The organism is Terrabacter koreensis (assembly GCF_054783315.1).
In genome coordinates this window covers 93,322-115,695 of sequence record NZ_BAAGQU010000004.1, presented here as the reverse complement: position 1 = coordinate 115,695, position 22,374 = coordinate 93,322, and the positions used below count along the sequence as shown (strand labels likewise).

The window sequence follows — 22,374 nt, the reverse complement described above, 5'->3', positions numbered from 1 at the left end:
CGGTTAGGGTGAGGCGGTGCGACAGGTGCGGAACCTGCTGGCCGGCGACAGCCCTTGGCTGCGCCGCGGGTCGCACGTGCTCAAGTGGCTCGCCGTGCTCGCGGCGTGCTACCTCGGCGGGGTCGCCGCGACGAACCTCGCGCCAACGGTGGCCGAGACGTCGCAGTACCGCGCCGTGCTGCGGCTCGACCCCGTGCCGCGGCACTCGCCGGTGCTCCACGCCCCGACGATCGTCGGCGACGTCGACGTGCAGTTCGCCTCTCCCGTCGTCGCGCCCGGTCTCGACGTGCAGGTGGCGGTGCGCGAGGAGATCACGAACCTCTTCACCCGACCGAACGTCGACATCAAGGCGTTGCAACCCTCGAACGACGAGATCTCGGCGGCGATCGGGCAGGCCGCGCGGGGCGTCGGGCTCCGCTTCGTCCTCGGCGCCGGCGCCATCGCGGTGCTGCTCGCCCTCGCGTCGCACTACATCCGGCAACGCAACACCCGGCGCCACCACGTCGCGTTCGTCGCCTCGGCGATGGTCGTCGCGACGGCCGGCACCTTCGCGGGGATCGCCGTGACCTACCAGCCGGCACGCTTCGCGGAGTACCGCACCAGCGGTGTGCTCGGCGTCGTCCAGCGCAACGCGGGCCTGCTCGCCGACGTCGAGGCCCGCGCCACCCAGGTGACGCCGTACTTCCGCAACCTGCTCGCCGTCACGCAGGCCCTCCAGCAGAAGTACGTCGCCGGCACCGTCGAGGGGCCGCCCTCGGCCCGCTTCCTGCTCGTCTCCGACATCCACGGCGCCAACCAATACGCCCTGATGCGCACGATCATCGAGCAGGAGGACATCGACGCCGTCATCGACAGCGGCGACCTCGTCAACTTCGGGCGCGTGCAGGAGGGCGACGCCGCCGGCATCTACCGCTCCATCCAGTCGCTGGGCGTCCCCTACGTCTTCACGAGCGGCAACCACGACCAGTCGTCGCCGACCGACCGGGCCGTCCTCGCCCGCATGGCGCGCATCCCCAACGTCGTCCTCCTCGAGGACGCCGCGGGCGGCCTGCGGGAGCTGTCGTTCCACGGCCTGCGCATCACCGGCTTCAACGACCCGCGCTACTTCGGCGACGACAACGCCGACCCCACGGCCAAGGCGAAGCCGGCCGCGGAGCGCTACAACGCAGCCGTGGCCGACGAGCCCGAGCCCGACCTCGTCGTCACCCACGAGCCGTATGCCGCCGAGCAGGTCGAGCGCGGACGCCTCCTCGTCAACGGGCACATCCACACCCCCGCCCTCGAGGGCAACCGCATCCAGGTCGGCACGTTCACCGGCGGCGGGGTCGTGTCGCACTACTCCGAGGGCGCGGGGCAGGAGCTCAACGGCCAGCCGTACTCCTTCGACATCGCGCAGTTCGGCACGTCGTGCGAGCTGACCTCGCTCACCCGCTACTCGTTCCGCAACCTGCTCGAGGGACGGCCGGCGTACGACAGCGTGCAGGTCGTGAGCGGCGCGCGCATCGACCCCTACCGGCCCCCGGCCACCGTGCAGCAGCCGGGCCAGACGCAGCCCGACCCCGAGAAGCGCATCTGCAGCCGCCTCGAGGACACGACGTTGCGACCCATCCCGGTGGCGGCGTCGGCCCCGTCGACGTCGACGATCACCCCGTAGCGCTCACCCCTTGAGGTCGGGGAACTGGTCGTCGCGCCACTCGAGGTCGGGCTGGCTGCCGCCGAGCGCCTCGAGGTCGCGCTCGCGGCCACGCAGCTCGACGCGGCGGATCTTGCCCGAGATCGTCTTGGGCAGCTCGAAGAACTCGACCCGGCGCACCCGCTGCCACGGCGCGAGCTTCTCGCGGGCGTGGGCGAGGATCGAGCGCGCCACCTCCTCGCCGGGCTCGTGGCCGGGGGCCAGGGCGATGTACGCCTTGGGCACGGCGAGGCGCACCGGGTCGGGTGACGGCACGACCGCCGCCTCGGCCACCGCGGGGTGCTCGATGAGCACCGACTCGACCTCGAACGGGCTGATCTTGTAGTCGCTCGCCTTGAAGACGTCGTCGGTGCGCCCGACGAAGGAGATGTAGCCCTCGGCGTCGACCGAGGCGACGTCGCCCGTGTGGTAGAAACCGCCGGCCATGGCGTCGGCGTTGCGCTGCTCGTCGCCCTGGTAGCCGGTCATGAGCGGGACGGGCCGGCGGGAGAGGTCGAGGCAGATCTCGCCCTCGCGGTTGCCCTCCGGATCGGCCTCGGTGACAGGCTCGTTCGTCACCGGGTCGACCACCACGACGGGGTAGCCGGGGAGCGGCCGGCCCATCGATCCGGGCTTGACGACCGAGCCCGGGGTGTTGCCCACCGACAGCGTCATCTCGGTCTGGCCGTAGCCGTCGCGGATCGTCAGGCCCCACGCCTTCTCGACCTGCGCAATGACCTCCGGGTTGAGCGGCTCGCCCGCACCGACGACCTCGCGCAGCGCACCCGGCCCGCCCGTGAGGTCGCTCTTGATGAGCATCCGCCAGACGGTCGGGGGCGCACACATCGACGTCACCTGGTGCTCGCGCAGGACGCGGAGCAGCGCGGCCGCGTCGAAGCGGGCGTAGTTGTACACGAAGATCGTCGCCTCGGCGATCCACGGCGCGAAGAACGAGGACCACGCGTGCTTGGCCCAGCCGGGACTGCTGATGTTGAGGTGCACGTCGCCGGGCTGCAGGCCGATCCAGTACGTCGTCGTGAGGTGCCCGACGGGGTAGGAACGCTGCGTGTGCTCGACGAGCTTGGGTCGGCTCGTCGTGCCCGAGGTGAAGTAGAGCAGCAGCCGGTCGTCGGGTCCGGTGCCCGGGTGAGCCGCCGGCGCGGCGTCGGCCGAGTGGGCATCGGCGTACGCGTGCCAGCCCTCGAGCTCGCCGCCGGTCGCGTCGCTGCCGACGGCGACCCGCAGGAAGTCGCCGGGCAGCTCGTCGAGCTTGTGCACCTCCGACGCGTTGGTCACGACAGCCCGCGCCGCGACCCGCTCGATGCGGTCGGCGAGGTCGCCGGGGCCGACGGCGGTGGTCGTCGGCACGATGACGGCGCCGAGCTTCATGACGGCGAGCATCGTCTCCCACAGCTCGACCTGGTTGCCGAGCATGAGCACGACGGAGTCGCCCCGGCCGACGCCCAGGGAGCCGAGCCACGCCGCGACGCGGTCCGAGCGCCGGGCCATCTCGTCGAAGCTGACCGTCGCCGACGACTCGTCCTCCTGGACGATGGTCAGCGCCGGCGCGTCGTTGCCGCGCGCGATGGCGTCGAACCAGTCGACGGCCCAGTTCCAGCGGTCCCCGACGTCGGGGAAGGTGAACTCCTGCACGGCTCTCGCGTGGTCGCCCCGCAGCTCGACCAGCTGGTCGCGGGCTGCCCGGTAGGCGGCCGTCGGGTCCGTGGTTCCGGTCGTGGGTCCGGTCGCGGTTCCGGTCGTGGCGTCGTCGCTCGGGAGGCTCATGGCTCCGACCTTGCCACGCGCAGGGCCGGGCCAGAAGAAGAAGCCCCGACCGATCCGTGGTCAGGGCCGGTCAGGCGCGCCGGACAGCCACGTCGACGGCGCAGCGGGCCCGGCCGGTGACGACCATGGCCAGGACACCGAGCGCCACGGCGAGGCCGCTGATGACGCCGAAGGCCTCGCGTGACGGTGTGCCGAACCATCCGAGGACCCCGCCGGCGACGGCGAGGAAGACCGCGCTGGCCATCGACGCGGCCATCTGTCCGCCGGCGTTGTGGCGGCCCTGGTCGGCATCGTCGGACGCTCCCATGGTGAGCACCGACAGGGTGCTCGACGTCAGGCCGATGCCCAGGCCGGCCACGGCCCAGCCCGTGAGGCCAACGGCGGTGGGTGCATCGGCCCAGACGATGAGGCTCGTCGTGGCCAGGCCGGCGGTGAGCAGCCCGAAGCCGAGCCGCAGCAGGAGCATGGGCCGGCCGTCGAAGCGGCTCTGCAGCGCCGAGCCCGCCGACCACGTGACGCCCGTGATGCTGAGGCTGATCCCCGCCGTCAGGGGCCCGTGGTGGCGCAGCACCGTGAGCACGAGCGGCAGGAACGCGCCGACGCCCATGAAGGCGGCGCTGAGCAGGCCGCGCAGCGCGACGACCCCGCCGATGCCGCAGGCGGCGCGCAGCGAGCCCTCCGGCAGCAGTCGCCTCGCCGCCAGCGCGAGCGCCACGAGAGAGGCGGCGAGGACGAAGACGTGGGCGCCCGAGCCGAGCGCGCTCGTGGCGCCCTGGTCGGCACCGCTGCCCGACGCGGGTCGCTCGGCCACGACGCTGAGGGTGACGAGGGCCGTGGCGGCCACGAACGCCCATGGCAGCACGCGGCGCAGCGGTCGTCGCTCTGCCGAGGTGGGGTCGGGTGCCGCCTGAACTCGTGCCGCCGGTGCACCCGCCTCGGAGGCTGCGATCGCCGGCCGCAGGGCGAGCCAGACCGGCGCGAGCACGACCGGGCCGGCGGCGAAGACCCATCGCCAGCCGACGGCCTCGGTGACGGCTCCGGTGAGGGCGGGACCGAGCACCGAGGGCAGCACCCAGGCGGCGGCGAAGAGCGCCATGACCCGCGGGCGCAGACGTGGGTCCAGGGCGCGGGCGACGAGCACCATGACCCCGACGTCGAGCAACCCCTCGGCCAACCCCCCGAGCAGTCGCCCGGCGACGAGCAGCGGGAGGGTCGCGGCGGTCGCGGTCGCGAGCATCCCGACGAGGAAGGCGAGCATCCCGGCGCGCAGCACGGGCGCAGGACCGCGGCGGTCGGCCCACCACCCGGCAGCAGCGAGCGCCACGAGGTAGGACGCCAGCGGGGCGGCGGTCACGACGCCGTAGCCGGCGATGGAGTCGAGCTCACCGAGCACGCTCGGGAGGGCCGTCGATACGGCCCGGTTCTCGAAGGCGCCGAGCGTCACGAGCGCGACGACGCCGAGGGCGAGCGGCGCGTGGTCACGGGAGAGCAGCCGGGGAACGGGTTCGGTGGCGGTCGCGGGTCGGGTCACACCCGAGAGCGTGCAACCTCAAGCCAGCTTGAGGTCAACACCCATCGCGTATGCCGTCAGGCCGGGTCGTCCCCGTCCGACCCGTCACGCGGCCGGCGCGGCCGCTCCTCGGCCAGCCGGGGCCGGTCGCGAGGGTCCCGGCGGCCCTGGCGGATGACCGTCGTGTCGTCGGGCCCGGCGCCCTCGCCGTAGGAATCGCCGTAGCCCTCGCCGTCGACGTCGCCCGGGCCGCCGGAACCGTTGCCGTGACGGCGGCGGCGCAGGTCGTCCTCGTCGATGAGCCGGTTGATGAGCTGCTGGACCTCGTTGCTGCGCGGGATGTTCGCGAGGTTCTCGTCCGGGCTGTCGCCCGCCGACTCGATGTGCAGCGACCCCGAACGGATGAGCCGGTCGAGGACGGTCTGCTGGAAGCTCACGTCGGTGATCTTCGACAGCGTGATGTCCTTGCCGTTCTTGGTGAGGATGCCGCGGCGCACCATGACGCGGTGTGAGGTGATGACGTAGTGCGTCGTGCGCCAGCGCAGGTAGGGCACGACGACGGCCGGGACCGCGACGACCACCAGCACGATGACCGCGGCCCACTGGATGCGGTTGCCGGTGGTGTCGTCGGGGGTCACGACGGCGATGGCGATGCAGACGGCGGCGAGCAGCAGGCCGAAGATCGTCGGCACCACCACCGTGAGCCAGTGCGGGTGCAGGTCGCGCTCGACCTTCTCGCCCTTGGCCAGCACGTTCTCGGGGAAGCCCATCGTCGATCCTCCTGTCGCTGAGGCCCCCTCGGGCCTCCGGAACCACGGTGCACTGCCAGCCTAGGCCGTCGGCCCGGCCGACGCGGGCCCTCGACGGCGGCGCGTCGACTTCGGCTCGCGGGCTCGCCCGTCGGGCCCTACTGTCCGGTAAGGGACGTGTGACCTGCGGCACACCAGCCAGGGTCGGCGCCCCTTCGCATGGCTCTGCAGTGCTCGGCGTCATCAGCCTTCCACCCACAAAGGAGTGTGTCGTGAAGAGCAAGTCCGTCAGGTCCTCCAGTTCCACCTCCCCCACCATCCGCAGGCGTGCCCTCGGGGCCGGCCTCACCGCCCTCGTCGGAATCGGTGCCACGTTGGCGCTCGGCTCACCGGCCGTCGCCGCCGGCGGGTCCTACGTCGCTCTCGGCGACTCGTACTCGTCGGGCACCGGCACCCGCACCTACATCAGCGACGGCACGTCGTGCCAACGCTCCGTCTACGCCTATCCCTCGCTCGACGCGGCCTCGCTCGGCCTCGCCCTCACCTTCCGCGCCTGCTCGGGCGCGACCGTCGCCGACGTGACGAACACCCAGCTGTCGGCGCTCACGAGCTCGACGGCATACGTGACGATCTCGGTGGGCGGCAACGACGCCGGCTTCGCCGACGTGCTCACGGAGTGCGCGCAGCCGGCCTGGATGAGTGACTGCAACGGGGCCATCGACGGCGCGCAGAGCATCATCAACAACACGTTGCCGGGGCGCCTGTCGACGCTCTACTCCTCGATCCGGTCGAAGGCACCGAACGCGAAGGTGATCGTCGTCGGCTACCCCCGCATCTTCAACGGCGAGGACTGCAACGCCTTCACGTGGTTCTCACCGACCGAGGAGTCACGGCTCAACGCGACGGCCGACCTGCTCAACTCGCGCACCTCGAGCGCCGCGACCGCCCGTGGTTTCACCTTCGTCAACCCGACGTCGAGGTTCGTCGGCCATGCTGTCTGCGACAGCCCGGAGTGGCTCAACGGCCTGTCCAGCCCGGTCAGCGAGAGCTACCACCCCAACGTCGCCGGTCACCGGGACGGCTACGCCGTGGTGACGAAGCCGGCGTTCGGGGTCACCCTCGCTGCGACGTCCGGATCGTCCACCTACTCGGCCGACGCCATCGCAGCGGGCAACCGCAGGTATGCCGCCGCCGACCGCGCGATCACGCCGGAGCGGTTCGTCGCCCCCGACCTCACCACCCCCGAGGCGAAGGCCGCCGCGAGGCGGGCGGGGGTCGACCTGCGCAGCCGCGCGAGCATCGACGCCGCCGACCGCACGTGGTCGCAGCGGCAGGCAGCGGAGGTGCCGTGACGTCGCGGTGACGTCACGTTGAAGACGTGATGAGGTCGTCGGGCGCCGCCCGGCCGAGCCACCTAGTCTGACCGGGTGCGCTACGACGACATCATCATCGGGGCCGGACACAACGGCCTCACGGCCGCCGCCTACCTGGCCCGCGCGGGAAGGACCGTCCTCCTCCTCGAGCGTTCGGACCGGGTGGGCGGCGCAGCCGTGTCGGCGCAGGCCTTCGCCGGTGTCGATGCCCGGCTGTCGCGCTACTCCTACCTCGTCTCGCTGCTGCCGCGGCAGGTGCTCGCCGACCTCGACCTCGACCTGCGGCTCATCCGGCGCCGCTACTCCTCCTACACGCCGGTGCCGGGCAACCCCGACCGTGGGCTTCTCGTCGACAACGCCGACGCGGCCGCGACCCGCGCGGCGTTCCGCTCCCTCACGGGGGGCGACGACGCGTATGCCGGGTGGACCGACTTCTACGCGCGCATGGGTCGGGTGGCCGAGCGCCTCTTCCCCACCGTGCTCGAGCCGTTGCGGTCGCGCGACGACGTGCGGGCGCTCGCCGGCGACGACGCCCTCTTCGACGCCCTGACGACGCGACCCGTCGGCGAGCTCATCGAGTCGGTGACCTCCGACGACACGCTGCGCGGCATCATCGCCACCGATGCCCTCATCGGCACGTTCGCCTCGCTCGACGAGGGTGACCTGCGCCAGAACATCTGCTTCCTCTACCACCTCATCGGGGGTGGCACCGGCGACTGGGACGTGCCCGTCGGCGGCATGGGTGCTCTCACCGACTCCCTTGCGGCAGCGGCGGCCTCGGCCGGAGCCACCATCGTGACGGGCGCTGACGTGACGTCGGTGGACCCGTCCACGGGCGAGGTGGCGTGGGCCGGAGGATCGGCCGGCAGCGGCAGCGCAGTCGGCGGTTCGATCGTCGCCGGGTGCGCACCCACCGTGCTCAACCGGCTGCTCGCCGCCTCCGGTGCCGAGCCGGTCGACACCGAGGCCGACGTCGAGGGCGCCCAGCTCAAGGTCAACATGCTGCTGACCCGGCTCCCCCGGCTGCGCGACGCCTCGGTCGACCCGGCCGCCGCGTTCGCCGGCACCTTCCACATCAACGAGGGCTACGGACAGCTCGAGCAGACGTATGCCGCAGCGCGCGACGGGCGCATCCCCGACCTGCCGCCGTGCGAGATCTACTGCCACACGCTGTCGGACCGCTCGATCCTCGGCCCTGACCTCGCCTCGACCGAGGCGCAGACCCTGACGCTGTTCGGGCTGCACCTGCCGGCACGACTCTTCCGCGACGACAACGAGACGGCGACCAAGGAGGCGCTGCTCGCGACGATCCGCTCGCTCGACTCGGTGCTCGGCGAGCCGATCGAGTCGGTGCTGGCGCGCGACGTGCACGGCAACCCGTGCATCGAGGTGAAGTCGCCCGTCGACCTCGAGCAGTCGGTGGGGTTGCCGGGCGGCAACATCTTCCACCGCTCGCTGCAGTGGCCCTGGGCGGAGCGCGACGCCGAGGTGGGTGCGTGGGGCGTCGAGACGGCATACGCCAACGTGCTGCTCGGCGGCGCGGGCGCGCGGCGCGGGGGCGGCGTGAGCTCGATCCCCGGCCACAACGCCGCCAGGGCGATCCTCGGCTGAACCCCCGCGTCGGGTCAGGCCGGCCAGACGCCCGAGCTGCCGCGGCGGTGGCTCGTGAGCAGGTGCGTGTCGACGATGCCGACGGCCTCCATCAGGGCATACATCGTCGTCGGGCCGACGAAGGAGAAACCCTTCTTGCGCAAGGCTTTCGACAGCGCCTTGCTCTCCTCGGAGACGGTCGGCACGTCGGAGTGGTCGTTGGGTCGTGGCGTGTCGGTCGGCTGGAACGCCCAGACGAAGTCGACGAGGCCCCCCTCGTCGCGCAACGCGATCGTGGCGCGGGCGTTGGCGATGGTCGCCTGGATCTTGCCCCGATGGCGGATGATGCCGGCGTCGGTGAGCAGTCGCTCGACGTCGCGGTCGGTGAACGTCGCGACGACGTCGGGGTCGAAGTCGGCGAAGGCCGCGCGGAAGTTCGGCCGCTTGCGCAGGATGGTGGCCCACGAGAGGCCGGACTGGAATCCCTCGAGGCAGATGCGCTCGTAGAGGCCGCGCTCGTCGCGGATCGGCATGCCCCACTCGGTGTCGTAGTAGTCCATGAGCAAGGGGTCGACCGAGGCCCACGTGGGGCGGGCGAGCCCGTCTGCACCAACGACCGTCATGGCGCCGACCCTAGGACAGCGCCAGGCGCATGATGACGCGGGGGAAGCCACCCGAGATGGAGTCGGTGTCGGCGGCCTTCGTGAAGCCGGCGCGCTCGAAGAGGCCGCGGGTGCCGACGTACGCCATCGTGAGGTCGACCTTGGCCCCGTGGTTGTCGACGGGGTAGCCCTCGACCGCCGGCGCACCGTGCTGCCGGGCGTAGTCGACGGCTCCCTCGAGCAGGGCGTGCGAGATGCCTTGGCGCCGATGGCCCGGGCGGACCCGGATGCACCAGACCGACCACACCGGGAGGTCGTCGACGTGCGGGATCTTCGTCGAGCGCGCGAACGGCAGCTCGGCGCGAGGAGCCACTGCGGCCCAGCCGACGACCTCGTCGCCGTCGTAGGCGAGGACGCCGGGCGCGACCTCGCGGCTGCAGAGGTCCCGGACGTAGTCGCCCCGGGCGGCCCCGACGAGCTGCCTGCTGGTCCTCGAGTCGAGGCGGTGGCTCAGGCACCAGCAGACGGTGCTGGCAGGGTTCTTCGGGCCGAGCATCGTGGCCACGTCGTCGAAGCGTTGCAGCGTGGCCGGCCGGACGTCGATGGTCATGGTGGGCAGGTTAGCCAGTGGCGCCGACAGTCATGAGGACGCCGACAGTGAGCAGCGCAGCGACAGGGACGGAGTCGGAGCGGGAATGGTGGTGGGGTGACGTCGCCCGCAGACCCGTACGAGGGAGTCGACCTCTCGACCCTCGACCTGCGGGCGCACCCGGAGCTCTATCGCGTCGGTCGCGGTGAGCAGGGCGTCCTGCGGGTGCAGCCGTACAAGGACGAGCTGCTGCCGTTGTGGCGCTTCCGCACGCCCGAGGCCGCCCGCGAGAGCGCAGCGGCGATCCGGTCCCGGTTCGATGCGTACCTGGAGGCCGGAGACCTCGTGGGCGCGGACGTGGCGCGCAAGTACCTCCAGATGGGGTTCACGCGCGCCCGGCGCTACGCCAACCACGCGGGCGGCAAAAAGTACGGCGGGCCGGTGCCGGCGGATCGGCGGGGGCAGAGCGGCTCGCACGGCCGGCGCGAGCTGCCCCGCGGGCCCGAGGACCCGGAGAAGGCGGAGTCGGCCCGCATCTTCAAGGCGGCTTGGGATGCCGTCGAACAGATCGAGGCGTACACGTCCTGGCGCGCCGAGCACCGGGACCGGTACGGCTGAGCCGGCGCGGGAGGTCGCGCCCTTTTTGCCGGTTTCGTGGGTGTACGGGTACTTACGCGCCTACCGTGGCGTGACGGCACACGGCCGCGTCACGCCGCCCCGGAGGCACCATGAAGACCACTCCCATCACGCCTGCTCCGACTACCCGCGCCCGCCGCGCCCGCCGAGCCCGTCCCGCCGTGCTGGCCGGCCTGACCGTGCTGCTCGCTGCGGCGCCGCTCGCGACGGCTGCGGCCCCCGCGAGCGCTGCCCTGACCTACCAGCAGCAGGTGGTCCAGCTCGTCAACGCGCAGCGGGCCAAGGTCGGCTGCCGGGCGCTCGTCACCGATGCGCGTCTCGCTCGGGCTGCGCAGGCGCACTCGGCCGACATGGCCAGGCGCCGCTACTTCTCGCACACGTCACCCGACGGTCGCACGTTCGTGCAGCGCATCAGGGCCCAGGGCTACCCCGGCACCCGGCTGGGCGAGAACATCGCGGCCGGCTACCGCACGCCGTCGACCGTGATGGCGGCGTGGATGAAGAGCGCCGGCCACCGGGCCAACATCCTCAACTGTCGCTACACGGCCATCGGCGTCGGCTACGCGACGGGCGGCCCGTACGGCACCTACTGGACCCAGGACTTCGGCGGCTGACCCAGGAAGGCCGCAGCGTCAGAAGGGCGGCGGGTCGTCGATCTCGTGCGAGCCGTCACGCGGATGGTCGCTCGATCGATCCTGTGGCGGTGACTCTCGGAGGGCTTCGAGCCAGTCGTGGGGACGGCTCGTGTAGCGACGCCCCGCCGCCGTGCGCCAGCGGACGGTGTCGTCGTCGGGGTCGCGCTCGGCGTGCCAGTGCCCGTGGGTGCGGACGTTGTGGTGCAACCGGTGCTTTGCGGTGAAGTTGGTGGATGCCGTCGGGCCGTGCGGCCACGGGATGTCGTGGTCGAGGTCGCAACGGGTGGCCGGGACGGTGCAGCCGGGGCCGCGGCACGTCCCGTCGACGGCTTCGACGTGCGCCCGCATCTCTGCGGTCGGGCGGTAGGCCCGCGTCTCCAGCCGGAGCGCGGCGCCCGTCTCGGCGTCGACGAGGAGGCGGCGCCAGGTCGACTCGGGGCCGAGCATGATCTGGCGACCGTGCTCGGCGCTGACCCAGCCGTAGCCCGGGATCTCGCAGGGCGCATCGGTGAGCCCCAGAGCCGTGCTGACCGGAATGACGATGGTGACCACCGCGGCCGGGCGCCGGCCCACCTTCGTGCGTCCGAAGAGGTCTGCCGGCGCGGCATCCACGTCGCCAGCAGCAGGCGGGGATCCGATCGCACCGACGGAAACAGCGCCGCTCGCGGTCTCGACCGCGCCGGCGACCTTCGGGGACGCAGAGGCTCGTGGTGACAGGTGGATCTGACCGAAGGCCACCGCGTCGGTGATGGCGTCGGCCCGCAGCTGGTCGAGCGAACGCGGGTCACCGGCCTGTCGCGCGGCACGTGCGAGGGCATCGGCGCGCTCCATCACGGCGATGACCTTGTCGGCGTCGTTGGTGACGGTGAGCACCCCGAGGCCGTCGCCGTCGATGCGGGCGTGGGCACCACGCAGCCTCCTGGCCGCGCGCCTACGGGCCGCAGCCTCACGGTCGGCGGCCAGACAGGTGCGAGTCAGGCGCTGACGGAACAGCGTCGGCGATGGCGGCGCGTCGTCCTTGGCCCGCAGCGTCGCCTCGACGATGCCAGGCCCCGCTTCCGGCGGGAGCCGGCGGATCTCGCGCTCGATGGAGCACGCGCGATGCAGGCTCACCTCGCCCCTCGAGAGGCGCAACCGCAGCTCGGCCACACCAGGACTTCGTGTCGTTGCCAGGTCGAGTCGGGCGCCCACCTCCTGCTGCCCCAGACCCGTCGCCGTTGCGACCTCGAGCACGGTCAGCTCAGTGACGTCGACCCAGCCGGCCGGTCGCGGATGTCCGAGGTCGGCAGCCCGGGCCTGCTCCCCCGCATCGATCGTCGCCTCCAGCCGTGCGAGCGCCTCGAGCGCGACGCCGTCGAGCACCGACTTGCAGCGCTCAACGGCCTCCACGATCCGCAGCTCGCCGCTGGCCATCGCCTCGGTGTCCGAGAGCGGCGCCACCGCCAGGTCGTCGGTCGCAGCGGCGAGGAGCTCGGCGACGAGGGCCGGCAACTGCCGTTCGAGCACGACGCGCGCCACCTCACGTCGGACAGCTCGTACAGCCGGTGAGCGGCCATGGAGAGGCACCGCGGTGCGCGTCGCGGCCCGCACCGCGTAGAGCTGCGAGAGGAGGGACAGGTCCAGCAGGACGTCGGAGACGTCATGCTCGTACCTCGGAGGCGGCGCGCAGGCCATGGAGCCCTCGAATAGCATGCCACCCTCCTCACGTATGCTCTTGTCATACTTTAGCACACTTGTTCGAGAAAGGCTTGACGGGCGCACCCTCACCGTCAGCAACCCAGCACCGGTGCGGCCTGTCTCCTCCGCGCGACGCTCGCTCCGTGGGTGAAGATGGGCGCATGCGCCCAGCCGACCGGCCGCCCACCCCCGACGACACGATCGGAGCCCGCGACCTCACGTCGTGGCACACCCGGTTCGGCCGCTGGCTCGTGGCCGTCACGACGCGCACGGTGCAGTGGTCGTCGGCGCACCTGGCCTTCGTCGTCTTCGCGGCGGTCGCCATCATCGTCATGGTCGGACTCGTCGAGGGCATCGAGACCGTCTACGAGAGCGTCGTCCAGAACAACTCGCTCTCCGCGGTCGACCAGCCGGTGCTCGATGCGGCGGTGGGCCTGCGCTCCCCCGCCCTCGACTCGGCCGTCACCACCTTCACCGACATCGGCGGACCGGTCGGCATGCCGATCCTCGCCACGCTCGCCGTCGCCGTCATCACGTGGCGACGGCGCCGCTGGACGCCCATCGTGCTCGCCGTCGTCGCGGCGGCCGGTTCCCTCGCCATGACGATCGTCGGCAAGGACTTCGTCGACCGGGCACGCCCGCCGGCCGCGCTGGCCGTGCCTCCGCTCGAGGTCTCGCCCAGCTTTCCCAGCGGTCACACCCTCAACGCGACCGTGCTGACGGCCGTGGTCGCGTACCTCGTCCTCATCGAGACGACCGCCACCTGGCAGCGCGTCGCCACGGTCACGGTGGCCACGGTGTTCGTGCTCGCCATGGGCCTCTCGCGCGTCTTCCTCGGACACCACTGGCTCACCGACGTCGTCGCCGGGTGGCTCATCGGCCTCGCCTGGGCGCTCGTCGTGGTCACCGCCCACCGGCTGTGGCTGACCCTGCGCCAGCGCCCTCAGGCAGTGGCACGGCCCCTCACCCCTTGACGCCTCCCTCGTTCGCGCCCCGGATGAAGTAGCGCTGGAGCGCGAAGAAGAGCACCGCGACCGGGATCGTCGCCAGCAGGGCGGTGCCGAGCTTGAGGGGGTACTGGGTGCCGGAACCCAGCTGTCCGCTCGTCAGGCTGGCCAGGCCGGTGACGAGCGTCTGGTGCTCGGGCGTGCCCTTGGTCACCACGAGGAAGTGGGAGAACTCGTTCCACGAACCCTGGAACGACAGGATCGTCAGGGTGATGAGCGCCGGCTTGGCCATCGGCAGCACCACCGACCAGAAGGTGCGGAAGATGCTCGCACCGTCCATCCGGGCCGCCTCCTCGATCGAGACCGGCACCGAGTCGAAGAACTGCTTCATGATGAAGACGCCTGCGGCGTCGACGATGAGGGGCAGGATCATCGCGGTGTACGTGTCGTAGATGCCGAGGTAGTTGACCATGAGGAACTTCGGGATGAGCAGGGCCACGCCGGGGACCGCCATCACGGCGAGCAGGGCTGCGAAGACGGCGTTGCGGCCGCGGAACTGCAGCCGCGACAGGGCGTAACCGGCCAGCGAGTCGAGGAAGACGCGCGCGGCCGTCACGACGAGGGTGACGATGAACGAGTTCTGGACCCAGGTCGTGACGGGCACCGAGGAGTCGCCGGTCTGACCGAAGATCCGCTGCCACACCTGGGTCGTGACGGGGTTCGGCACGAGTGACAACGGATTGTTCGCCGCGTCGGGGTCGGTCTTGAACGACGTCGAGATCTGGATGAGGAAGGGGTAGATGAAGAACACCGCGAAGGCGAGCAGTGCGGCATACAGCAGGATCGTCTTGACGGGGTTGGACCGGCGCTCGATCACTTGCGGCCTCCGAGTCGGAAGAGGGGCTTGCGGTCGTCCTTGTCGGTAAGCACGTAGCGCTGCAATCGCGTCAGGACGACGATGATGAGGAAGACGACGAAGGCCATGGCTGCACCTGAGCCGTAGCGGAAGTTGCCGAAGCTCTGCTGGTAGGAGAGGAAGGCCGGGCTCAGGGTCGTGCCGTCGGGCTGCCCCTTGCCCATGACGTAGATCTGGTCGAAGACCTGCCACGTGCCGATGATCCCGAGCGTGATGACGAGGAAGAGCGCCGGCTTGATCATCGGCAGCGTCACGTGCCGCAGCTTCTGCCAGCGCGACGTGCCGTCGAGGGCCGCCGCCTCGTCGATCTCGACGGGCAGGTCCTGCAGCGCCGCGATGAACATCAGCATGAAGGTGCCCGACGTCGTCCAGATGACGAGGAAGATGATGACGAACATCGCGACCGACGGGCCGGAGAGCCAGTCCCAGAGGGTGCGTCCGAAGATCTCACCCTGGGCCCACGAGGGGTTGTCGACCCCGACCGCGTTGAAGGCGAGGTGGAGCAGGCCTCGGCTGTCGGTGAACCACTGTGGCCCGTCGATGCCGAACAAGGCGAGGAAGGCGTTGACGGCGCCGGTGTTGGAGAAGAGGAAGAGGAAGACCGTCGCGATGGCGATCGAGCTCGTCACCGACGGGAAGTAGAAGGCGGTGCGGAAGAAGCTGCGGCCCTTGAGCATCGTGTTGCTGACGAGCAGCGCGAGCCCGAGTGCGAGGGCCGTTTGCAGCGGGACGACGAGCAGCACGTAGTAGAAGGTGTTGCCGATCGACTGCATGAAGTTGTCGCGGGTCAGGCCGTCGCGCGCAAACAGGTCGGTGTAGTTCTTCAGACCCACGACATCGGTGCCCTGCCCGACCTGGAAGGGGTTGGAGTTGCCCTGCCAGTTGGTGAAGCTCACCCACAGGGCCATCCCGATCGGGATGACGAGGAAGACCCCGAGGATGACGATCATGGGGGCGACGAAGAGCCAGCCCGCCGCGCCTTCTCGCCCGCGTAGGCCGCCCCGGTTGCGGCGCGGCGCACGTCGGGCGCCGGGAGCGCCGGCCTGGCCGGTCGGGGTGCCCGCGGAGACCGCGGCCACCTGCCCGGCTCGCGCGCCGGACGCGGTGACGTCGTCCGGGGGACGTTCGTCGATGGATGCCATGAAGCCCTCCTGGGGGATCGGCGACCGTGGGGAGAGAGTGGCGTCCGCCCGCCGCGCCATGAGGTGGGCGGACGCCAGGGCTGGGTCAGCCGGAGAGGGCGGCGGTGCCGTTCTTCTGCAGCTCTGCGAGCCAGGCGTTCGGGTCTCCGCCCTTGCCCAGCGTCGCCAGCTGCGAGTTGAACTTCGTGATGACCTCGTCGAAGCCCGGCAGGTTGACCGGGCCCTGGGCGTACTGGCCGCCGGCGACGAAGGCCTGCTGGTCCGGGAACTTCGCCGCGAACGCCTTGGCGCCCTCCTCGGTGGAGGGCATGACGCCGAAGGCGTCGGCGAAGGCCATCTGCTGGTCGGTCGTGATGAGCGACTTGACCAGGTCGACGGACTGCGCCTGGTTGGGCGACTTGGCGGCGATGCCCCAGCAGTTGCTGAACAGCAGCGTCCCCTTGCCTGCCGGGCCTGCCGGCAGCTCGACGACCTTGTACTTGAGGTTCGGGAAGTCCTTTTTGGCGCCGCTGATCCAGTTGCCCTCGATGGTCATGGCCGCGACACCCTTGCCCAGGGCCTCGCCGCCCCAGCCGGTGGACGGGTTGGTGTTCTTGCTGAACTTGAGGACTCCGTCCTTCATCATCTTCTGGACCTCTGCCAGTCCCGCCTTGGCCGGTGCGCTGTCAGCCGTCATCGTCTTGCCGTCCTCGGAGACGATCCACCCGCCGGCCTGCTTGATGAAGGCGCCGCTGCGGTTGATGTCGTCGCCGATGACGAGGCCGGTGACCTTGCCCGACGTCAGCTTCTTGGCCACCGCTTCGAGGCCGGCCCAGTCCTTCGGGATGTCGGCGTCGGTGAGGCCGGCCTTGCTCCACAGGTCGGTGTTGATCTCGAGGGCGAGCGTCGAGTAGTCCTTGGGGGCGCAGTAGAACTTGTCGTCGTACGTGAAGGCCTTCACGAGGGCCGGCAGGAAGCCGGCGTCCTTGACCTGGTCGCCGTACGCGTAGAGGTTGCCGGCCTTGGCGAACGTGCCGACCTTGGAGGCGTCGGTGTAGAAGACGTCGGGGGGCGTCGTCGACGCGAAGGCCTGACCCAGCTGCTGGCCGAGGTCGGACGCGGCGATGACCTCGACGGTGTTGCCGGTCTTCTTGGCCCACGCCGCGGTGGCCTGCTTGACCGCGTTGGTCTCGGCGTCGCCCGAGCTGCCGATCATGACGGTGAGCTTGACGGGGCCCTTGGACGTGGCCTGCGGCGCGTTGTTGCCACCGCTGAAGCCGCCCCCGCCGCACGCGCTCAGGACGAGCGCGCCGGTGAGGCAGGCCGCTGCGGCGGCCGTGGTGGTCTTGCGTGACATCGATGTCTCCTGTTTCGGGTGGTGGGGGCGTGATCCCTGGCGTATGCCGGGTGGGTCGTCGTGGAACCGCGCTTGCTTCACGGTGGCTCGGGGACGGACGAGCGGCCGGCCCCGGCGGAGTCGCGCACGCTCGACGCGCGCACGGTGAGGGTGGGCTCGAGCAGCACCGGGGCGGACGTCGTCTCGGGGTCGACGAGCAGGTCCCAGGCGATGCGGGCGGCCTCGGCGACGGGCTGGTGGACGCTCGTCAGCTGCATGGCTGCGGCGACGTCGGTGTCGTCGAAGCCGACGACCCCGACGTCCCGGCCGGGCTCCAGCCCGTGGTTGCGGACGGCCCGGAGGGCTCCGAGGGCGAGCAGGTCGGAGGCGCAGACGATCGCGGCGTCGGGCCCGAGCCGGTCGAGCAGCCGCTCGGCGGCCCCGGTCGCCTCGTCGAGGTCCTGCACGGACTCGGCCGTGGGGGCCTCGCCCGTGACGCCGAGCTCGGCCAGCCCGTCGGCCCAGCCCCGGCGGCGGTCGTCGCCGACGGGCGAGCCGGAGGGCCACCCCAGCCAGCCGATCTGCCGGTAGCCGGAGGCAGCGAGGTGGCGCACGGCGCCGAGCACGCCGGCGTGGCCGTCGACGTCGACCCAGCGGGTGAGCTCGGGGCGGTCCCAGACCCGCCCGAACGACACGAACGGCACGCCGTGCTCGATGAGCCACTGCGGCCGGGGGTCGGCGTGGCGGGTGTCGGCGAGGACGAACCCGTCGACGAGACCGCTCGCGAGCGTCTGGCGGTAGCCGGCGATGACGTCGTCGGGGTCGGGGGCGAAGGCGAGCAGGTGGCTGGCGTGGGCGGGCGCGGACACGGTGAGCTCGACCAGGAACTCGTCGAGGATGTGCCCGAGCCGACGGTGACCCGACGGGTTGACCTCGAAGCCGAAGGCCGAGGCGCGCTGCCGGCGCAGCTGCTGCGCCGACGCGTGCGGGGTGAAGCGCAGTCGCTCGACCTCACGCAGCACCCGCTCGAGCGTGTCGGGAGCGACCTTGTGCGGGCGGTTGAGAGCGTTGCTCACCGTCTGGCGCGACACGCCCGCGGCCTCGGCGACGTCGACGATCGTCGTCCGGCCACCACGCGACTCATCGGCCTGCACTCCACGCTCCTTTGCGGTCGAGCCCATCCAGTCCAGCGAGTTGATCGTTCAAAACCGGCAAGTCCGGTGGACTTGAACGTTCATACGAGAGGGAGCATGCTCTTGTCTGCCCGGATTGGTCAAGGATGCTTGACCATTTCGTGACAGGTTGGGTCGGCGCCGACGGCGCTCCCGACAGCCCGTTCCCGCCCGACGGAAGGCCCCTCGGTGACCGAGCGCGACACGCAGCGCCCCCCTCGACAGCCCTGGCTCCACGAGCTGTCGATCGTCGTCGACGGCAACGCGACGGTGCTCGCCGACCGATCAGGTGACGTGCTCCCCGGCACGAGCCACGGGCTCTACGTCGACGACCGCCGCATCCTCGGCACCCTGCGCCTCGAGGTGGCGTCGGAGGCTCCGGCCTTCGTCGCCGAACGCGCCTCGGGTTCGACGGCCGAGTACGCCGGGTCTGCCCGCGGCCTGGGCAACCCGGGCCCCGACCCCACCGTCGAGGTGCTCCGCTCGAGGCACCTGCTCTCGGCCGACGGGCGCACCCTGACCGAGCAGGTCGCCATCACCTCGCGCGCGGCGCAGACCGTGCACGCCCCCGTGCGGCTCGTCGTCGGTGGCGACGGCCTCGACATCGGAGCCGTGAAGTCGGGTCGGCTCACGGGACCCCCCACGGCGGTCACCGTCGTCGACGGCCACGCGGTGCTCGAGGACGACTGGCACCGCACCACGCTGACCCTGGAGGAGCTGCCGCCCGGCTCGGGCGCGACCGTCGAGCCGGGTCCTGACGGCGCCGTGGTCCTCGGCGCGACCCTCGTCGTCGAGCCCGGCAGCACGGCCTCGCTCTGCCTCCGGGTGACCACCGAGCGGCTGCAGGCATCGGCCTTCGACGCCGACCCCGGGGCCGACGCCGTGCACTGGGACGACGTGCGCGTCACCGCCCGCGACCACCGTCTCGCCCGCACGGTCCAGCGCGGCCTCGACGACCTGCGCCACCTCGTGCTCCGCGACCCCGCCTCGCCCGACGACGTCTTCGCTGCGGCCGGAACTCCTTGGTATCTCACGCTCTTCGGACGCGACTCGATCTGGGCGGCCCGAATGCTCCTTCCCCTCGGCACCGAGCTCGCGGAGGGGACGCTCCACACTCTCGCGCGCCGGCAGGGCACCACGCACGACCTCGTCACCGGCGAGGCGCCGGGCAAGATCCCGCACGAGCTGCGACGGCACGTCTACCGCGACAAGAACACCGGGATGACGCTGCCGCAGGTCTACTACGGCACCGTCGACGCGACGGCCCTCTGGGTCTGCCTGCTCGCCGAGGCCGTCGACTGGGGACTTCCCGTGGAGCGCGCGAAGACCCTGCTGCCCGCGCTCCGCGCGGCCGTCAGATGGCTCATCGGCGACGGGCAGCCCGACGCCGACGGGCTGCTCAAGTACATCGACACCTCGGGCACCGGCCTCGCGAACCAGGGCTGGAAGGACTCCGGCGACTCCATCCGCTGGCGCGACGGCACCGTCGCCGACGCGCCGATCGCGCTCGTCGAGGCGCAGGCGTATGCCGTCGAGGCCCTCCGCGCGGCCGCCCGCCTGCACCGCGCACTGGGCGCCACCGAGGTCGACGACGCCGACGCGCTCGAGGCGCAGGCCTCGGCCCTCGAGCAGCGGCTGCGCGACCGGTTCTGGGTCAAGACCGACGCCGGCCGCCACCTCGCCATCGCCCTCGACGGCGCCGGCCGCGCGGTCGACGGCCTCGGATCGAACATGGGTCACGTCCTCGGCACGGGAGCCCTCGACGCCGCCGAGGCGCGCGAGGTCGCCGCCACGGTGACCGGGCCCGAGCTGCTCGACGACTTCGGCGTGCGCACCTTCGGCACCGGGAACGGCGGCTTCAACCCGATCGGCTACCACACCGGCTCGATCTGGACCCACGACACCGCGATCACGGCAATCGGCCTGTCCCGCGAGGGATTCGACGCTGAGTCTGGCGCTGTGGCCCGCACTCTCCTGTCGTCCGCGGAGGCCTTCTCGTACCGCTGGCCCGAGCTCTACTCGGGCGTCGCCCTCTCCGGCGCCCCGACGCCCTACCCGGCGTCGTGCCGCCCGCAGGCATGGTCCGCCGCCTCGGCCGTCGCGCTGCTCTCGGTGGCCCTGCGCCCCCGACCCGACGCGGCGACGCGGACGCTTCGGCTCGAGCCGGTGCGCCCCTCCCCCTACGGCGCCTTCCGCGTCGACGGACTGCGCTTCTGCGGACAGCGCATCGACGTCGCGGTCTCCGACGACGGCGACGTCGAGGTCCTGGGCGACCCCGGGGACGTCACCGTGGTCACCGACTGAGCTCGACGGCATACCTTCTCGGGGCCACCCCTCCTAGGATCGACAGGGTGAAGCCGGCGATCATCCTGGTGTCCGAGACGCGCTGCGAGCAGCTGTTCGACGAGTTCAGCCGCTACGCCCGTGACTACGAGCTGCCGACGGCCACGTCGGCGCACGAGGCGAAGCAGGCCGCCAAGAAGGTGGTGGCCGAGGGCGGCCAGGTGGCGATGTTCGTCACCGAGTCACGCCTCCCCGACGCCGACGTGCACCAGGCCTTCCACTGGTGGCGGCAGCCGGTGCCGACCGCACGGCGGGTCATCGCCGCGCACGTGTCGACGTTCCGCGAGGACGCCGAGCGGCTGCGCGGCGGCATGGCGAAGGGCAAGTACGACGCATACCTGCTCATGCCGCGCGGCGCCCGTGACGAGGAGTTCCACACGGCGATCTGCGAGCTGCTGTCGGACTGGGGCTCGACGGTCGCCGAGCCGGAGGTCGTGGCTGTCGCGATCGTCTCCCCCGTCGAGGACGCCCTGACGCTCGGCATCCGCGACTACCTCGACCGCATGGGCATGCCGAACCGCGTCTACCCGCCCGACAGCGAGAAGGGCCAGCACGTGCTGCAGCTGCTCGCGGCCGAGGGCGGAGAGCCCGAGTTCCCGCTCGTCATGGACATGGGCAAACGCGTCGGCAGCGCACGGAGCGTGCGCGACGTGGCCTCGCGCATCTACGGACGGCCCGCCGACGTCGACGTCGACCGCGTCGTGGACGTCGCGATCGTCGGGGCCGGTCCCGCTGGTCTCGCAGCCGCGGTCTACGCCTCGTCCGAGGGACTCTCGACGGTGGTCCTCGAGGCGGAAGCCGTTGGCGGGCAGGCCGGCACGTCGTCGATGATCCGCAACTACCTCGGCTTCCCGAGGGGCATCAGCGGTATGCGCCTCGCCCAGCGCGCGCGCAACCAGGCGATCCGCTTCGGCACCCAGTTCTTCACCGGCTGGCCGGTCACCTCGTTCGTCGCCGGAGGTGTCGACGACGACGGCAACCCCGAGCCGCACCGCCTCTGCACCGAGGGAGGTGACGTGCGCGCCCGCGCCGTCGTCGTCTCCGCCGGCGTGAAGTACCGCCGCCTCGACGCCCCGGGCATCGAGCGGCTCGTCGGGCTCGGCGTCCACTACGGCAGCGCCATGACGGCCGCCCGCGAGATGGAGGGGTCCGACGTCATCGTCGTGGGCGGTGGCAACTCGGCCGGCCAGGCCGCGATCCACCTCGCCCGTTTCGCCGGCTCGGTCACCATCCTCGTGCGTCGCGAGAGCCTCGCCGAGACCATGTCGGACTACCTCGTCGGCGAGATCCGGTACAACCCGCGCATCACGGTCCAGCCGTGCTGCGAGGTCGTCGAGGGCGGCGCGGGCGACGACGGCCGGCTCGGCTGGGTGACGACCCGAGACGTGCGCGACGGCAGCGAGACCCGGCGCGACTGCCGAGGCCTGTTCCTGCTCATCGGTGCCGAGCCCTACTGCGACTGGCTGCCCGCCGAGGTCGCCCGCGACGAGCGCGGGTTCGTGCTGACGGGTCGAGACGTGCCGCAGGACCGGTGGCGTGACGGCCTGCCGCCCGAGAGCCTCGAGACGACGGTCCGCGGCGTCTTCGCGGCCGGTGACATCCGTGCCGGGTCGATGAAGCGGGTGGCGGCGGCGAGCGGCGAGGGCGCCTCGGTGGTGCCGCTCGTGCACGCCTGGCTCGACCCGAGCCGCTGAGACGGGCGCCGAGCGCCTGACGCGAGC

Annotated in this window: 18 protein-coding genes; 8 read left to right on the top strand and 10 right to left on the bottom strand. The window is 71.7% G+C overall.

What is annotated here, in order from left to right; all coding sequences use genetic code 11:
• Positions 1-16: 16 nt before the first annotated feature.
• Entirely contained in the window at positions 17-1,654 is a 1,638-nt protein-coding gene (locus tag ACYVNR_RS03230) for a metallophosphoesterase family protein (RefSeq protein WP_458802783.1), read from the top strand.
• A 3-nt stretch (positions 1,655-1,657) separates the two neighbouring features.
• On the opposite strand, the gene ACYVNR_RS03225 is transcribed toward ACYVNR_RS03230, so the two are convergent.
• The 3 genes from ACYVNR_RS03225 to ACYVNR_RS03215 form a co-directional block, all read right to left on the bottom strand.
• Complete coding sequence (locus ACYVNR_RS03225; RefSeq protein ID WP_461046533.1) at positions 1,658-3,457, bottom strand: AMP-binding protein; 1,800 nt, start codon at positions 3,455-3,457, stop codon at positions 1,658-1,660.
• Between the two features lie 70 nt (positions 3,458-3,527).
• Complete coding sequence (locus ACYVNR_RS03220) at positions 3,528-4,988, bottom strand: MFS transporter (RefSeq protein ID WP_461046531.1); 1,461 nt, start codon at positions 4,986-4,988, stop codon at positions 3,528-3,530.
• A gap of 56 nt (positions 4,989-5,044) precedes the next feature.
• Complete coding sequence (locus ACYVNR_RS03215; protein ID WP_458802787.1) at positions 5,045-5,737, bottom strand: PH domain-containing protein; 693 nt, start codon at positions 5,735-5,737, stop codon at positions 5,045-5,047.
• Positions 5,738-5,988: 251 nt separating this feature from the next.
• On the opposite strand from ACYVNR_RS03215, the gene ACYVNR_RS03210 reads away from it, so the two are divergent.
• Positions 5,989-7,068: an SGNH/GDSL hydrolase family protein gene (locus ACYVNR_RS03210; protein WP_461046529.1), complete on the top strand. Its 1,080-nt coding sequence runs from the start codon at positions 5,989-5,991 to the stop codon at positions 7,066-7,068.
• 75 nt (positions 7,069-7,143) lie between these two features.
• Positions 7,144-8,700 (top strand): phytoene desaturase family protein, encoded by a 1,557-nt coding sequence (locus tag ACYVNR_RS03205; RefSeq protein ID WP_461046527.1) that lies wholly within the window; start codon positions 7,144-7,146, stop codon positions 8,698-8,700.
• Positions 8,701-8,714: 14 nt separating this feature from the next.
• Here ACYVNR_RS03205 and ACYVNR_RS03200 read toward each other — a convergent pair whose 3' ends face one another.
• Positions 8,715-9,302 carry a DNA-3-methyladenine glycosylase I gene (locus ACYVNR_RS03200; protein ID WP_458802791.1) on the bottom strand — a complete coding sequence of 196 codons (588 nt, stop codon included), beginning with the start codon at positions 9,300-9,302 and terminating at the stop codon, positions 8,715-8,717.
• Between the two features lie 10 nt (positions 9,303-9,312).
• Entirely contained in the window at positions 9,313-9,891 is a 579-nt protein-coding gene (locus ACYVNR_RS03195) for a GNAT family N-acetyltransferase (protein WP_045191182.1), read from the bottom strand.
• A gap of 96 nt (positions 9,892-9,987) precedes the next feature.
• Between ACYVNR_RS03195 and ACYVNR_RS03190 the strand changes: the two genes are divergently transcribed.
• Together ACYVNR_RS03190 and ACYVNR_RS03185 are read left to right on the top strand one after the other, a co-directional pair.
• A complete protein-coding gene (locus ACYVNR_RS03190) occupies positions 9,988-10,488 on the top strand; it encodes a DUF4385 domain-containing protein (protein ID WP_461046524.1) in 501 nt (166 codons plus the stop codon).
• Positions 10,489-10,598: 110 nt separating this feature from the next.
• A complete protein-coding gene (locus ACYVNR_RS03185) occupies positions 10,599-11,120 on the top strand; it encodes a CAP domain-containing protein (protein WP_082080935.1) in 522 nt (173 codons plus the stop codon).
• 18 nt (positions 11,121-11,138) lie between these two features.
• Here the strand turns inward: ACYVNR_RS03185 and ACYVNR_RS03180 are convergent, their stop codons facing one another.
• Positions 11,139-12,833 carry an HNH endonuclease signature motif containing protein gene (locus tag ACYVNR_RS03180; RefSeq protein ID WP_461046522.1) on the bottom strand — a complete coding sequence of 565 codons (1,695 nt, stop codon included), beginning with the start codon at positions 12,831-12,833 and terminating at the stop codon, positions 11,139-11,141.
• A 146-nt stretch (positions 12,834-12,979) separates the two neighbouring features.
• Here ACYVNR_RS03180 and ACYVNR_RS03175 point away from each other — a divergent pair, with 146 nt between their 5' ends.
• A complete protein-coding gene (locus tag ACYVNR_RS03175) occupies positions 12,980-13,792 on the top strand; it encodes a phosphatase PAP2 family protein (RefSeq protein ID WP_461046520.1) in 813 nt (270 codons plus the stop codon).
• On the opposite strand, the gene ACYVNR_RS03170 is transcribed toward ACYVNR_RS03175, so the two are convergent.
• From ACYVNR_RS03170 to ACYVNR_RS03155, 4 genes are all read right to left on the bottom strand, one after another.
• On the bottom strand, positions 13,782-14,642 hold the full coding sequence (locus ACYVNR_RS03170; RefSeq protein WP_045191177.1) for a carbohydrate ABC transporter permease: 861 nt from the start codon (positions 14,640-14,642) through the stop codon (positions 13,782-13,784). The genes ACYVNR_RS03175 and ACYVNR_RS03170 overlap by 11 nt on opposite strands.
• On the bottom strand, positions 14,639-15,823 hold the full coding sequence (locus ACYVNR_RS03165) for a carbohydrate ABC transporter permease (RefSeq protein ID WP_461046517.1): 1,185 nt from the start codon (positions 15,821-15,823) through the stop codon (positions 14,639-14,641). Before ACYVNR_RS03165 ends, ACYVNR_RS03170 begins: the two co-directional genes overlap by 4 nt.
• An 85-nt stretch (positions 15,824-15,908) precedes the next feature.
• A complete protein-coding gene (locus ACYVNR_RS03160; protein WP_045191176.1) occupies positions 15,909-17,159 on the bottom strand; it encodes a sugar ABC transporter substrate-binding protein in 1,251 nt (416 codons plus the stop codon).
• 77 nt (positions 17,160-17,236) lie between these two features.
• Positions 17,237-18,292: a LacI family DNA-binding transcriptional regulator gene (locus ACYVNR_RS03155; protein WP_052677312.1), complete on the bottom strand. Its 1,056-nt coding sequence runs from the start codon at positions 18,290-18,292 to the stop codon at positions 17,237-17,239.
• Positions 18,293-18,499: 207 nt separating this feature from the next.
• Between ACYVNR_RS03155 and ACYVNR_RS03150 the strand changes: the two genes are divergently transcribed.
• Positions 18,500-20,614, top strand: coding sequence for a glycogen debranching N-terminal domain-containing protein (locus ACYVNR_RS03150; RefSeq protein WP_461046514.1), 2,115 nt, complete (start codon positions 18,500-18,502; stop codon positions 20,612-20,614).
• Positions 20,615-20,661: 47 nt separating this feature from the next.
• Positions 20,662-22,347: an NAD(P)/FAD-dependent oxidoreductase gene (locus ACYVNR_RS03145; protein ID WP_461046512.1), complete on the top strand. Its 1,686-nt coding sequence runs from the start codon at positions 20,662-20,664 to the stop codon at positions 22,345-22,347.
• Positions 22,348-22,374 lie beyond the last annotated feature (27 nt).